The organism is Dorea sp. MB18-49 (assembly GCF_023669465.1).
Classification (GTDB): domain Bacteria; phylum Bacillota; class Clostridia; order Lachnospirales; family Lachnospiraceae; genus Dorea_A; species Dorea_A longicatena.
Genome location: NZ_JAMOYX010000067.1, coordinates 1 through 12,452 on the forward strand (window position 1 = coordinate 1; position 12,452 = coordinate 12,452).

General features: G+C 41.4%; 16 protein-coding genes. 1 reads left to right on the top strand and 15 read right to left on the bottom strand.

Annotated features, from left to right (window positions below; all coding sequences use genetic code 11):
- Positions 1-286: 286 nt before the first annotated feature.
- On the bottom strand, positions 287-721 hold the full coding sequence (locus tag NCY30_RS13875) for a hypothetical protein (RefSeq protein WP_022416130.1): 435 nt from the start codon (positions 719-721) through the stop codon (positions 287-289).
- Between the two features lie 215 nt (positions 722-936).
- Here NCY30_RS13875 and lexA point away from each other — a divergent pair, with 215 nt between their 5' ends.
- Positions 937-1,554, top strand: coding sequence for a transcriptional repressor LexA (lexA, locus tag NCY30_RS13880; protein WP_006426555.1), 618 nt, complete (start codon positions 937-939; stop codon positions 1,552-1,554).
- Between the two features lie 189 nt (positions 1,555-1,743).
- On the opposite strand, the gene rsfS is transcribed toward lexA, so the two are convergent.
- The 14 genes from rsfS to NCY30_RS13950 form a co-directional block, all read right to left on the bottom strand.
- Complete coding sequence (rsfS, locus tag NCY30_RS13885; RefSeq protein ID WP_055181797.1) at positions 1,744-2,097, bottom strand: ribosome silencing factor; 354 nt, start codon at positions 2,095-2,097, stop codon at positions 1,744-1,746.
- A 1-nt stretch (position 2,098) separates the two neighbouring features.
- Positions 2,099-2,683, bottom strand: coding sequence for a bis(5'-nucleosyl)-tetraphosphatase (symmetrical) YqeK (yqeK, locus tag NCY30_RS13890; protein ID WP_055181825.1), 585 nt, complete (start codon positions 2,681-2,683; stop codon positions 2,099-2,101).
- Between the two features lie 44 nt (positions 2,684-2,727).
- Complete coding sequence (gene nadD / locus NCY30_RS13895) at positions 2,728-3,333, bottom strand: nicotinate-nucleotide adenylyltransferase (protein WP_006426552.1); 606 nt, start codon at positions 3,331-3,333, stop codon at positions 2,728-2,730.
- A gap of 19 nt (positions 3,334-3,352) precedes the next feature.
- Entirely contained in the window at positions 3,353-3,646 is a 294-nt protein-coding gene (gene yhbY, locus NCY30_RS13900; RefSeq protein WP_006426551.1) for a ribosome assembly RNA-binding protein YhbY, read from the bottom strand.
- Between the two features lie 45 nt (positions 3,647-3,691).
- Positions 3,692-4,972, bottom strand: a complete 1,281-nt coding sequence (obgE, locus tag NCY30_RS13905) for a GTPase ObgE (protein ID WP_006426550.1) — start codon at positions 4,970-4,972, stop codon at positions 3,692-3,694.
- 103 nt (positions 4,973-5,075) lie between these two features.
- Positions 5,076-5,357, bottom strand: a complete 282-nt coding sequence (rpmA, locus tag NCY30_RS13910) for a 50S ribosomal protein L27 (protein WP_006426549.1) — start codon at positions 5,355-5,357, stop codon at positions 5,076-5,078.
- A gap of 5 nt (positions 5,358-5,362) precedes the next feature.
- Entirely contained in the window at positions 5,363-5,692 is a 330-nt protein-coding gene (locus tag NCY30_RS13915) for a ribosomal-processing cysteine protease Prp (protein ID WP_006426548.1), read from the bottom strand.
- Between the two features lie 15 nt (positions 5,693-5,707).
- Positions 5,708-6,016 (bottom strand): 50S ribosomal protein L21, encoded by a 309-nt coding sequence (gene rplU / locus NCY30_RS13920; protein WP_006426547.1) that lies wholly within the window; start codon positions 6,014-6,016, stop codon positions 5,708-5,710.
- Between the two features lie 201 nt (positions 6,017-6,217).
- Positions 6,218-7,006 carry an amidohydrolase family protein gene (locus NCY30_RS13925; RefSeq protein WP_250818825.1) on the bottom strand — a complete coding sequence of 263 codons (789 nt, stop codon included), beginning with the start codon at positions 7,004-7,006 and terminating at the stop codon, positions 6,218-6,220.
- Positions 6,996-7,421 carry a CBS domain-containing protein gene (locus tag NCY30_RS13930; RefSeq protein ID WP_055193835.1) on the bottom strand — a complete coding sequence of 142 codons (426 nt, stop codon included), beginning with the start codon at positions 7,419-7,421 and terminating at the stop codon, positions 6,996-6,998. The genes NCY30_RS13925 and NCY30_RS13930 overlap by 11 nt, the downstream gene beginning before the upstream one ends.
- Positions 7,422-7,520: 99 nt before the next feature.
- Entirely contained in the window at positions 7,521-8,852 is a 1,332-nt protein-coding gene (locus NCY30_RS13935; RefSeq protein WP_044919562.1) for an aspartate kinase, read from the bottom strand.
- Between the two features lie 216 nt (positions 8,853-9,068).
- Positions 9,069-9,551 carry a Cys-tRNA(Pro) deacylase gene (gene ybaK, locus NCY30_RS13940; protein WP_006426543.1) on the bottom strand — a complete coding sequence of 161 codons (483 nt, stop codon included), beginning with the start codon at positions 9,549-9,551 and terminating at the stop codon, positions 9,069-9,071.
- An 85-nt stretch (positions 9,552-9,636) separates the two neighbouring features.
- On the bottom strand, positions 9,637-10,371 hold the full coding sequence (locus NCY30_RS13945; protein WP_044919560.1) for a TIGR03936 family radical SAM-associated protein: 735 nt from the start codon (positions 10,369-10,371) through the stop codon (positions 9,637-9,639).
- Positions 10,355-12,220: a TIGR03960 family B12-binding radical SAM protein gene (locus NCY30_RS13950; RefSeq protein ID WP_250818824.1), complete on the bottom strand. Its 1,866-nt coding sequence runs from the start codon at positions 12,218-12,220 to the stop codon at positions 10,355-10,357. The genes NCY30_RS13945 and NCY30_RS13950 overlap by 17 nt, the downstream gene beginning before the upstream one ends.
- Between the last annotated feature and the right edge of the window lie 232 nt (positions 12,221-12,452).

The window sequence follows — 12,452 nt, forward strand, 5'->3', positions numbered from 1 at the left end:
CGTAAATACCTTACAAAACAGTATAATTATAGCAGAATGAGTCCTTTTCGTCCACATCTTTTGGAAAAATCGGTATTTGTCGTATAGATATGAGCTACTTAAAAAAAACTATTCTCTACCATTTTTTCAAAGTTTTATTTATCTCATCCATCATATCATCTATCATTCCATAATAATAAAAATGGCAATGAACTACTATTTTTCATTCATTGCCGTGGGTGAGTATATTATATATAAGCCTTTTCAGCATATATATCAAATTTGTTCTGTTTTGAAGAATACCAAACTATTTATTATAACTATAATATGGAACCATCAGATACTGACTGTCCTGAATCTGATCAGAAGAAAGTTTGTTAATCTTTTTCACTTCTGTAATATAATCATTAACCGACTCATAATCATCTGACATATTTTCTTCGGCGATATTCCACAAGGTGTCTCCACAATGAATCTGAATGCTTTTATAATATTTATATCTGATTGAATTATCCTTTGCATTGTCATGTGCACTCACAAGACCACTTCCGTAAAACGCGCTAAGGCCCAGAATCATGATAATAGAAAAGAAACCAGCAAATAACTTCTTCACATACAAGCTTCTCTTTCTCCGGATGCTTACTCTGTTATAACCGGAATAATTGTTTCCCGCATAAATCTTTTTATCCGCATTTTCGTCAGTTTCCTTCAATCCTTCCAAGTATATTCTTCTTGTGCTCATCCTGTACCCCTCCATCATTTCTTCAAAACAGTTTCCTACGAACATGTGTTCCTTGCACTGTTTATTATATATCTCGAACACATGTTTGTCAATAGATTCAATGCTATATTTCGAACATATTTTCTAAACATCTGTTTGCGTTTTCCTATATACTGTGTTATCATTAAATATATAAAAATTAACGGAAAGAAAGCCCACTTAAGGAGGACATACATATGGCACAAGGTAAGATAAGTGCAAAGCAGGAAGAAATATTGGAATATATAAAATCCCAGATACTGGAGCGTGGATTTCCACCATCGGTCAGAGATATCTGTGAGGCAGTACATCTGAAGTCTACTTCTTCTGTCCACTCTCATCTGGAAACTTTAGAGAAGAATGGATACATTCACAGGGATCCAACTAAGCCTCGTGCAATCGAGATTTTGGATGATTCTTTTAATTTTAATCGCAGAGAGATGGTAAACGTACCTGTGATCGGGCATGTTGCTGCAGGAGAACCTCTTCTTGCCGAACAGAATATAGAAAACTACTTTCCTATCCCGATGGAATACATGCCGAATAAGCAGACTTTTATGCTTAAGGTACACGGAGAAAGCATGATCAATGCCGGAATCCTTGATGGTGACCTCGTATTAGTTGAACAATCTTCTGTTGCCGATAACGGTGATATTGTAGTTGCATTACTCGATGACAGCGCTACTGTCAAAAGATTTTACAAAGAAGAAGGCATCTTCCGCCTCCAGCCGGAAAACGATGCACTGGAACCAATTATCGTCCGTGATCTTCAGATCATGGGAAAAGTAATCGGAGTCTTCCGTTTCTTCGCTTAAACACAAACAATTCCAAGCATTCAAGCGTTCATTCAATATTTATTTGTTGTTGCAAAATCAATAACGTTCAAAAGCCCCGTGCAATATATAAAATATAAAACAGATAACTTCGAACGAAGTGAGCGGAATCAGTTTTATATTTTATATGCACGGGGCTTTCATAAAATCTTTTACAACAATAAACTTTTATTAAAATTCATTTACATCATCAATTCTCTTTCCATCATTCCAGATCCGTTCCAGATTATAGAACTGACGGTTTTCTCTATCAAAAATATGCACGATCACATCACCGAAGTCAATCAATACCCATGCTCCGCTTCTGTGTCCTTCTGTCTCTTTTGCAGCGTAGCCTGCTTTGTGCATCTTTTCCTCTACATTCTCAACAAGTGCACGTACCTGGCTGTCGCTGTTACCATTTGCAATTACAAAATAGTCTGCAAGTACAGATACCGCTGAAATATCAATCGCACATACATCTTCACCTTTTTTATCCTCTAACGCTTCAAAAGCAATTTTTGCCATTTCTTTTGCCTGATCCATATTAATCCTCCTTTCCCATTTCTTTTTTATAATAATCATAAGTTCTCTGTGTCATAGGGTCCACTGTAATATTCTTACTATCCAGATATACCAGTGAATCTTTTAAAATCCGGTAAAGACATTCATCAATGTCCCTAAAAGCAAGCTGTCTTACATCTGCCATATTCGGCAGTTCTCTTCTACCCGGCTCGATATAATCCGCAATGTAGACGATCTTCTCCAACATGCTCATACCCGGACGTCCGGTTGTATGGCTTTCAATCGCACAAATGATTTCTTCATCCTTCACACCATATTTTTCATGAGCCAGATACGCACCGAGTCTGGCATGTAACAGACTTGGATTTTCCTTTTCTACAGATGACACCGGAAGGCCGTATTTCTCGCACAGACGGATTTTCTTATCGCTAGGGATACATTTTGCACAATCATGCAGTAATCCCGCGTAAAGTGCCTTCTGTACGTCTACATCGTAACGCATGGCCATTGAAGCAGACGTGTACATCACACCAAGTGTATGATGATAGCGGTTTTCATCCAGTTCTTTCTTTAACGTATGCTGTATTTTTAAAATTTTTTCATCCATCATCGTTTTCCTCTTTTGCTTTTTCACATGCTTTTTCAAAGCTGTTACCGGTATAACTGGTGTTCCTTTATATAACCGCACACAGCATCCGGAACATATGCCGAGACAGATTCACCGGCCTGAAGACTGGCACGCAGTTCATGAGAGGATACTGGCATAAGCGGTGTCTCCATAAGCAGGACCTGCGCCCCATATTTCTCAGACAGATGATGGATCTGCTGATCCATCTCTTCTTTCGTCTTTATCTCGTCACGGTACGTCGCAAGGATCGTACACGTTGGGAAGATCCGCTCCGGATGTACCCAGGTCTCAATTGCCATAAGCGAATCTGCGCCGATAATAAAGTAAAATTCATCCTCCGGATACATTTCCTTAAAATATTCCATCGTCTGATAAGAGCAGGATACTTCCTCTCTCAATGCCTCATACGGCTGCAACACAAACTCTGGGAACGGTGCAATTGCAAGACTGGTCATCTTCATCCGGTCTTCAGCAGTAGATTTTATTGTCTCACTCTTTTTATGAGGAGGATTTCCATTTGGCATAAACCAGATCTGATCCAGAGAAAATGTCTCATATGCAGCATGTCCCAGCATCAAATGTCCGTTGTGGATCGGATCGAAGGTTCCTCCCATAATCCCTATCTTCATTCAAATCTCCTACCTGTATTTATTTTGGCAGTTCGATCTTCTTATGTTTATCTTTGCCTTCTTTATATAATACGATCTTCTTACCGATTACCTGAACTACCTGTGAACGTGTACGTTCTGCGATCACTTCTGCAAGCGCACGCGGATCATCTGCACAGTTCTTAAGCACACTGATCTTAATCAGTTCTCTTGCGTCCAGTGCTTCCTGGATTGCTTTGGTAACTTCCGGTGTCATGCTGTTCTTTCCAATCTGGAAGATCGGATCTAAATTCATGGCAAGACCTTTTAAATAAGCTCTTTGTTTTGTTGTCATCTTTAATCTCCTCTTTATCACAATCAACGGACCGCAATTGATCTTTTATTTATAATAATCAAACTGCAGGCCATACATACGTACTGTATCACCCTCCTGGATACCAGCTTCTTCAAGTTGTTCCAGAATACCAGAATCTTTGAGGAATTTCTGGAAGAATGCAAATCCTCTTTCGGAATCCAGATTCGTATAACCAAGCATTTTTTCAATCTTTGGTCCCTCTACCACATACATATCGTCTTCCTTTTCAACTGTGTATGGAAGATCATTCATCGGGATCTCTTCCTCTGGGAAATATTCCTGCTCAAATACGATCGTATCCTGTTCCAGATGCTGCAATTCGTTCGATACATAGTAAAGCAATTCCTTGATACCCTGTCCGGTTACCCCGGAAATCGGGAATACCTTTACTCCCTGTGGCTCAAATTCATCTTTCAGACGCTGTACCGGATCATCATCGGTAAAGATCGCATCAATCTTATTCGCTGCGATCACCTGTGGACGGTTCGCAATATCCGCATTATATGCTTTTAACTCATTGTTGATTTTATAGATATCATCTACCGGATCACGTCCTTCGGTTCCGGCTGCATCTACTACATGGATCATCAGTTTGGTACGTTCGATATGGCGCAGGAACTGATGTCCGAGTCCGACACCTTCCGATGCACCTTCGATCAGTCCCGGAATATCAGCGATTACGAATCCGTTCGCATCCGGAAGATCCACGACACCAAGGTTTGGATTCAATGTTGTGAAATGATAATTGGCGATCTTCGGCTGTGCATTCGTCACACGTGATAAGAATGTAGATTTCCCGACATTTGGGAATCCTACAAGTCCTACATCCGCGATCACTTTCAATTCCAGATCAACATATAATTCTTTCGCCGGCTGTCCTGGCTGTGCATATTTTGGAACCTGCATGGTTGCAGTTGCAAAATGCTGGTTACCAAGACCACCCTTACCACCTTTTAAGATGATCTGTCTGCGATTATCTCCGGACATATCTGCAATGACTTTACCGGATTCTGATTCTTTGATAACCGTTCCTTCCGGAACTTTCAGGACAATATCTTCCCCATCTGCACCATGGCATCTGCGTTTTCCGCCCTGTTCGCCGTCTTTTGCTGTAAATTTTCGTTTATGTCTGTAATCCTGAAGTGTATTCAGTCCTTCATCGACTTCAAATATAACGTCACCGCCGCGTCCGCCGTCTCCACCATCTGGGCCGCCATTCGCCACGTACTTCTCGCGCCGGAAACTCACATGACCGTCTCCGCCTTTTCCTGCTCTAATAAATATCCTTGCTCTATCTGCAAACATACTGTATTCCTTTCATCTATATAAATAAACGGAAGTTAAAAAAAGCGCGCTGCATCATAACCGAAAGAAGTTAATCATTGCAACGCACTTTTTCAACTCATAATTAAGCTACTGGATAGATAGAAACCTGTTTCTTATCTTTTCCTTTTCTTTCAAATCTTACAACGCCATCAACGAGTGCGAATAATGTATCGTCACCGCCGCGTCCTACATTGATTCCTGGGTGAATCTTTGTTCCGCGCTGTCTGTAAAGAATGTTACCAGCTTTTACAAACTGTCCGTCAGCTCTTTTAGCACCAAGTCTCTTAGACTCAGAATCTCTACCGTTCTTTGTAGAACCTACACCTTTTTTATGAGCGAAAAACTGAAGGTTTAATTTCATCATGGTTGTTACACCTCCTCGAATGTTAAATCAATATATTCTGCATAGTTGTCATCATCTACCATCTGTTCCAGACCAAGAATCATTGTGTTCAGTAAAAGCTGTGCATCTTTTGAAGGATGATTCAGATGATAAGAAATCATTCCCATCTCATCTTCCGAAATCAGACTCGCGTCATCTTCCGTAAATTCTTCAATTGCATTGATTGTGTTAATCACCAGGATAGAAGCAGCGGCACATACAATATCCTGTCCTGGATCTGCATATTCAGCATGTCCTTCCGTCTGAAAACCTACACATTCTTTATACTTGTTCTGAAAGATCGTTACATGAATCATGGATGCTCTCCAATATTAAGCGTTGATTTTTTCAATCTTAACTGCAGTATACTGCTGTCTGTGACCGTTTTTCTTATGGTATCCAGTCTTTCTCTTGTACTTATAAACGATAACTTTTTTAGCTTTACCGTTCTCAACTACAGAAGCTTCAACTGTTGCACCTGCAACTGTCGGGTTACCAACTTTTAATCCGTTGTCACTTACTGCAAGAACCTGGTCAAATGTAAAAGTTTCTCCAGCTTCTACACCAAGTTTCTCTACTTTAATGATATCGCCTTCGGCTACTTTGTACTGTTTACCACCTGTTGCTATAATTGCGTACATATGGCACCTCCTATTATCATTACTCGCCAGTTACGGTGTCTGACTGATAATTTCAGCAGAACTTCAACCTCACTGTGCGGCATACTAGAAGATAATAGCATACGTTTTTCCAAAATGCAAGTGGTATCCGGAATATTTTTTGTTTTTTTACATTTTTTGTATCATCAATATTTTGCAGCCTTCTTTTCTTACTTCTGTCTGCTATATTCCCAGCAATTTCTTTGCATTTTCTGAAAAGATGGCAGCCTTCTCTTCCTCTGTCAGTGGCATATGCTCTAACAACGCCACAAAATTCTTCTGATCTGCCCACGGAGAATCTGTTCCAAACAGAATCCTGTCTGCACCATGCATATGTACGATCCGTAAGAACTGTTCCTGCGGCATTATATTCAGTATGACTCCTGTATCAAAATATACGTTCTGTCCCACCAGATACCGTTCCACATCATCCCACATTTCATTGCCGCCCATATGTGCAAGCACTAGTTTCTCCGGTTTTACATCATCCAGAACCTTTCTTGCCATCTTCGGTGTACAGTGTACATCCTCCGGACATTTTGGATCAACACCCGCGTGCACCACTGTGATCAGTCCCAGTTCTGATGCTGCATCGATAATACGTTCATAGCGGATATTGTCAAAATACATATCCTGATAATCCGGATGCAGCTTAATCCCCTTCAATCCCAGATTCTTTATTTCTTTTAATATCTCTTTATAATTCTCACATTCCGGATGAATCCCGCCAAAAGAGATGACAGGTCCTTCCGTATACGCAGATGCAAACCGGTTGATCGATGCAACCTGCGATACCTTCGTCACAGCCGGAAGTGCAATAGAAATATCAACTGCTCCTTTTCCCATAGAATTACAAAGTCCCGTATATGTTCCATCCGCAAACGGACTTGCTCCAAAAATGCCAGAAAGATAGTCGAGCGTACGCCCGGCTATCTTATCTGGAAACATATGTGTATGAAAATCAATGATCATCTTGTGTCCCATATTCTTTCAATTTGTCATAACAGTAACCAATAATGTCTCGTCTGGTAATAATACCGATAAAATGTTCCTGGTCGTCGATAACAGGTACAAAATTCTGTTCCATCGCACGGCCGATCAGATCTTCCATGTCTGACTCAGCAGTTACACACTGATAGTCTACACGGCGTTTGATCTTCATAATACTGATATCTTCTGCTTCCTTTATATTAAAGATATCCAGCTTTTTTAATGCCCACAGGACATCACCTTCCGTGATCGAGCCGACATATTTCCCCTCTTTATTCAGTATCGGCACACACGAATACTTGTGATATTCCATGATCTCCATAGCCTGTCGGAGTGTGTGATAGTCATAGATATATGCCAGCTCACTCTTTGGCTTCAGGAAAAACATAATATTCATCGCTAATAATAGCCTCCCCAATTCTTAATTACAATTTACAAGCATTGTAATGTTCTTACTTGCAAAGTTAAATATCTTTCTTGTTATCTATGCGAGATCCTAAATCATTGTTTTTACGAAAATATCATAAATCGCGTTGATTGCGGCATCAAAATCATGACTTCTGACACCAATGATAATATTCAGCTCACTGGATCCCTGATCGATCATCTTGACATTGACATTCGCATGTGCGAGTGCAGCAAAGATACGTCCGGAAGTTCCTCTGGTTGCACGCATACCTCTTCCCACAACAGCGATCAACGCCAGATCTGATTCCAGTTCCAGGAAGTCAGGCTCTACGGCTCTGTGGATTCCGGCAATGACATCCTGTTCTTTTTCTTCAAATTCATCTCTGTGAACGAAGATTGTCATCGTATCAATTCCTGACGGCATATGTTCAATGGAAATATTATTATTTTCAAACACCTCCAGAACCTTGCGGCAGAATCCGACTTCGGAATTCATCATCGCTTTTTCAATCGTGATAGAAGCGAAATCCTTCTTACCTGCGATACCTGTAATTGTAAAACGAGGTTTTCTGCAAGTATCTTCTACGATCAGAGTTCCCTTATCTTCCGGTGCATTGGTATTGCGGATATTGATCGGGATACCCTCTTTACGTACCGGGAAGATTGCATCTTCATGAAGTACAGTTGCTCCCATGTAAGACAACTCTCTCAATTCTCTGTATGTAATCACATCGATCGGCTTTGGATTCTTGATGATTCTTGGATCAGCGATCAGGAAACCAGATACATCTGTCCAGTTTTCATACATATCGGCATGTACAGCCTTTGCAACGATCGAACCTGTGATATCAGAACCGCCACGGGAGAATGTCTGAATACTTCCGTCTGGCTTTGCACCATAAAATCCAGGAATAACTGCACGCTCTGTATTCTCCAGCCTTTCAGAAAGGATCTTGTGTGTCTCATCTCCGTCAAAATTACCATTTTCATCAAAGACGATTACTTCTGCAGCATCGATGAATTCATATCCAAGATATGCAGCCATGATGATACCATTCAGATACTCTCCACGGGAAGCCGCATAATCTCTGCCGATTTTCTTGCTGAAGTTTGTACGGATTGTTTTAAATTCCTCATCCAGGCTCAGATCCAGGTTCAATCCTCTGATGATGCTGTTATATCTCTCTTTGATTGCCTCTAACTGTTCTTCAAAATCTCTTTCCGCATCTTCTCCAAGAATTGCCTGTCCATAACAGCTGTATAACATATCTGTTACCTTTGTATCATCCGGCGTACGTTTACCAGGTGCAGATGGAATGACATATCTTCTGGATTCCTCTTTTCTGATAATGTTACCTACTTTTTTAAACTGCTCGGCACTTGCAAGCGAACTACCACCAAATTTTACAACTTTTTTCACTTTTCGTATTCCTCCAACCAAGTATTTTCTGAAATGTATTCATATTCTTCCGCTATAAAAACGTAACTGTATTTATCTTACATCATTTTCGCGCGCACTTCAATGCAATAATGTGTTAATATGCACGTGAATAGCGGATGATTTTTAGAACTACTGCATAAATATACATACTTTTCGTCTATACACAGATGCTCTGCACACCATCACCACATCTGGTTATGGACGGATCACATCTGCAAATTCTGCTTTTGCAACCTTTTGAAGGTCTAACGGTGCAAGCCTGATCTGCATTCCAAGCTTTCCGCCGCTGACATGCATATATTCCAGCTCTTTTGCATCTTCCTGGATTACGGTAGGAAACTGTTTCTTCATGCCAATCGCCGTGCAGCCGCCGCGCACATATCCGGTTACTTTGGTCAGATCTTTTAAATGCAGCATCTCCAGCGATTTTTCACCGACAACTTTTGCTGCCTTTTTAAAATCAATCTCTGCTTCGATCGGAATTACGAATACATAATGGTTTCCCGTCTTCCCTGTTGTTACAAGTGTCTTATAGACCAGTTTGTGGTCATATCCAAGTTTGTCTGCGGTCTGGATACCGTCTGTAAAATCATCGCATTCATATTCTTCATATGTATACGAGACTTTTGCACGGTCCAGCATACGCATGGCATTTGTCTTTACTTCCTTTTTGCTCATTGTTTTATCACTCCTGTCAGATTAATGGAAGTCCGTTATATCTGTATCATTTTAGTAATCACTGTAAATGATCTCCGGATTTATTTTATAAAATATCTTTTCCAAGACCTTCCAGTGTTATAAACTCAGTCTGTCCTTCTGCCGCCTCCGGATTCTTTGCATACACATCAATGCGGTGGATATGCACCGGTATTTCTTCCGGATCTTCTCCTGCGAATTTTAAGAACGCTTCTGCCACCAGATCCGGCTTCAGATTCTGCTCACTTCCTGTTGCAAGGTACAGATAGATGCCATCGTCCAATGCAGTCATTTTGTAGATCATTGGTTTGATATCGACTTCTTTTTCACTTCGCTTTGTCTTCTTTAACACAACGATCTCCGGCTGTGCCATAAATGCATCCACCTTCTCTTTCCAGCTCTCCGGAAGTGTACGAATCTCTTCCGCATGCTGGAATGTCTCAGGAAATGTCACTTTATAATCTGCTGCAGCCACAATCGTCATACCGCTTGCTTTTTTATCCGATGAGATTTCGCGGAAGCTTATGACTTCTACGCCCTCCACCATCACTGCATTTAACTGGGCAACCGCCTTCTCGGAAGAAATCGGTTCCGTAATCTCGATATCAAAATATTCTCCGTCACTCGTCACGCCAACTCCAAGCGGCTGCGCAAATGACATGATCATATGCGGACTGTATCCGGTTGTAAATGCGATCGGTATCTCTGCGCGCCGGATTGCTTTCTGGAAATAACGCATCACGTCCAGGTGTCCGATGAAACGCATGACTCCATATTTACGGAATTTAATTCTTACTTTCAACACAGACACCTCCTTTCCATTTTGCGACACCGCAGCCGGAACATTTCATACGGCAGTTCGGTGTTACTTCGGCATTCATTGCCTGATTCCATTCTCTCTTCAGGAATTCTTTCGTTACACCGATATCGATGAAATCCCACGGGAACACTTCATCCAGCGGACGCTCCCTGTGATTATAGAATGCGATATCAATGCCTGTATTTTCAAACGCCTGCATCCATTTCTCATTATCAAATTGATCGCTCCAGGAGTCATACAGACATCCCAGACGATACGCTTCTTTAATTACTGCTGCCGTCTTTCTGTCCCCTCTTGCAAAGACACCCTCCAGCACAGTAACCTCTGCATCATGCCAGTTATATCTCAGGCTCTTTCTGTTAAGCTGTTCATTAAATGCATGCTTTACGATCGCTGCTCTTGAAATATATTCTTCATTCGTATACATTCTTGCCCACTGGAACGGAGTGAATGGTTTTGGAATAAAGAACGACGTACTCGTTGTAATCTGACACTTTCCATTCCGCTGATCCTTCGGAATCTCGTAATAACGTCTGGCGATTCTGTCAGCAAGTTCCGGAATGGCTCTCATATCTTCTTCCGTCTCTGTCGGAAGTCCAAGCATGAAATAAAGCTTTACCTTATTCCAGCCGCCATCGAACGCCTGTCCGGCACCTCCGAGGATATCATCCTCTGTAAGCCCTTTATTGATCACATTACGCATACGCTGTGATCCGGCTTCAGGCGCAAATGTCAGACTGCTCTTTCTGATATCCTGTACCTGTCCCATCACATCCAGAGAAAATGCGTCAATACGAAGCGACGGAAGACTGATGTTGATTCCCTGCGACTTAAAGTTCTCAATCAGGAACATTACAAGCTCTCTTAAGTGGCTGTAATCACTGGAACTTAAGGAGCTTAAAGAAATCTCTTCATGTCCTGTATTCTTCAGCATCTTGTATGCATATTCTTTTAATACTTCTACATCCTTCTCACGGGTCGGGCGGTATAACATTCCCGCCTGGCAGAAACGGCATCCGCGGATACATCCTCTCTGAATCTCAAGCACGACACGGTCCTGTGTTGCCTTGATAAACGGAACGACCGGCTTTTCCGGATACGTTGCACTGCTCATATCCATGACTACCTGTTTCTTGATCTTTTCTTTTGCATGCGGATTATTTGGACGGAAGCTTTCAATCGTACCGTCTTCTTTATAAGTCACATCATAGAATGCCGGAACATAGATTCCTTCGATCTCTGCTGCCATCTCCAGAAATTCTTTCCTCGTTCCGCCACGCTTCTTATTCTCCTTATAGGCATCCAGAAGCTCATCATAGACCGTCTCGCCTTCTCCCATATAGAACAGGTCGAAGAACTCCGCTAACGGCTCCGGATTATACGTACACGGACCGCCGCCGATCACGATCGGATCTTCGTCCGTTCTTTCCTCTGCTGCCAGTGGGATGCCGCTCAGATCCAAAACCTGCAGGATATTGGTATAACACATCTCATACTGCAGCGTGATTCCAAGAAAATCGAATTCCTTTACCGGATCCTGGGACTCCAGTGCAAATAACGGAATCTTTCTCTCTCGCATAATCCGATCGAGATCCGTCCACGGCGAATAGACACGTTCACACCACACATCTTCGCGCTTATTGAACATATCATAAAGGATCTGAATACCCAGATGCGACATCCCAATCTCATACACATCCGGGAAGCACATGGCAAATCTAATAGACACCTTTTCAGGGTCTTTCATGACCGAGTTCACTTCATTTCCGATATAACGTGCCGGTTTCTCTATTTTTAGTAATATTTCATCATTTAACGCAAGCTTTCTCATTAAATCTCCTTGTATTTTTGTACATGTTGCACAATAATTTTCTTATTGTTTTTTTCGTAAATCTTTAATTATTTTCTTTTTTCGGGCTTTTTTTCTGCCTGTTTTTTTGCTGTTTTTCGCCGCATTTTGGTGTCAAAATCGCGGAGTACTACAAAACCTGTAAAACACTAAATGCTGACTAACGTTTTGCAATGTTCAGCAATATATACCAATATATAATAATATATGGTAA

What these genes read in the sequence shown, in the direction of transcription:
- lexA (WP_006426555.1), top strand. Translation starts at nt 937, where the DNA reads ATGGCACAAGGTAAGATAAGTGCAAAGCAGGAAGAAATATTGGAATAT.
- NCY30_RS13925 (WP_250818825.1), bottom strand. Translation starts at nt 7,006, where the DNA reads ATGATCATTGATTTTCATACACATATGTTTCCAGATAAGATAGCCGGG.
- NCY30_RS13950 (WP_250818824.1), bottom strand. Translation starts at nt 12,220, where the DNA reads ATGAGAAAGCTTGCGTTAAATGATGAAATATTACTAAAAATAGAGAAA.
- NCY30_RS13915 (WP_006426548.1), bottom strand. Translation starts at nt 5,692, where the DNA reads ATGATTCATGTAACGATCTTTCAGAACAAGTATAAAGAATGTGTAGGT.
- rsfS (WP_055181797.1), bottom strand. Translation starts at nt 2,097, where the DNA reads ATGGATCAGGCAAAAGAAATGGCAAAAATTGCTTTTGAAGCGTTAGAG.
- yhbY (WP_006426551.1), bottom strand. Translation starts at nt 3,646, where the DNA reads ATGACAACAAAACAAAGAGCTTATTTAAAAGGTCTTGCCATGAATTTA.
- rpmA (WP_006426549.1), bottom strand. Translation starts at nt 5,357, where the DNA reads ATGATGAAATTAAACCTTCAGTTTTTCGCTCATAAAAAAGGTGTAGGT.
- NCY30_RS13930 (WP_055193835.1), bottom strand. Translation starts at nt 7,421, where the DNA reads ATGAATATTATGTTTTTCCTGAAGCCAAAGAGTGAGCTGGCATATATC.
- obgE (WP_006426550.1), bottom strand. Translation starts at nt 4,972, where the DNA reads ATGTTTGCAGATAGAGCAAGGATATTTATTAGAGCAGGAAAAGGCGGA.
- NCY30_RS13875 (WP_022416130.1), bottom strand. Translation starts at nt 721, where the DNA reads ATGAGCACAAGAAGAATATACTTGGAAGGATTGAAGGAAACTGACGAA.
- ybaK (WP_006426543.1), bottom strand. Translation starts at nt 9,551, where the DNA reads ATGAGCAAAAAGGAAGTAAAGACAAATGCCATGCGTATGCTGGACCGT.
- nadD (WP_006426552.1), bottom strand. Translation starts at nt 3,333, where the DNA reads ATGAAGATAGGGATTATGGGAGGAACCTTCGATCCGATCCACAACGGA.
- rplU (WP_006426547.1), bottom strand. Translation starts at nt 6,016, where the DNA reads ATGTACGCAATTATAGCAACAGGTGGTAAACAGTACAAAGTAGCCGAA.
- yqeK (WP_055181825.1), bottom strand. Translation starts at nt 2,683, where the DNA reads ATGGATGAAAAAATTTTAAAAATACAGCATACGTTAAAGAAAGAACTG.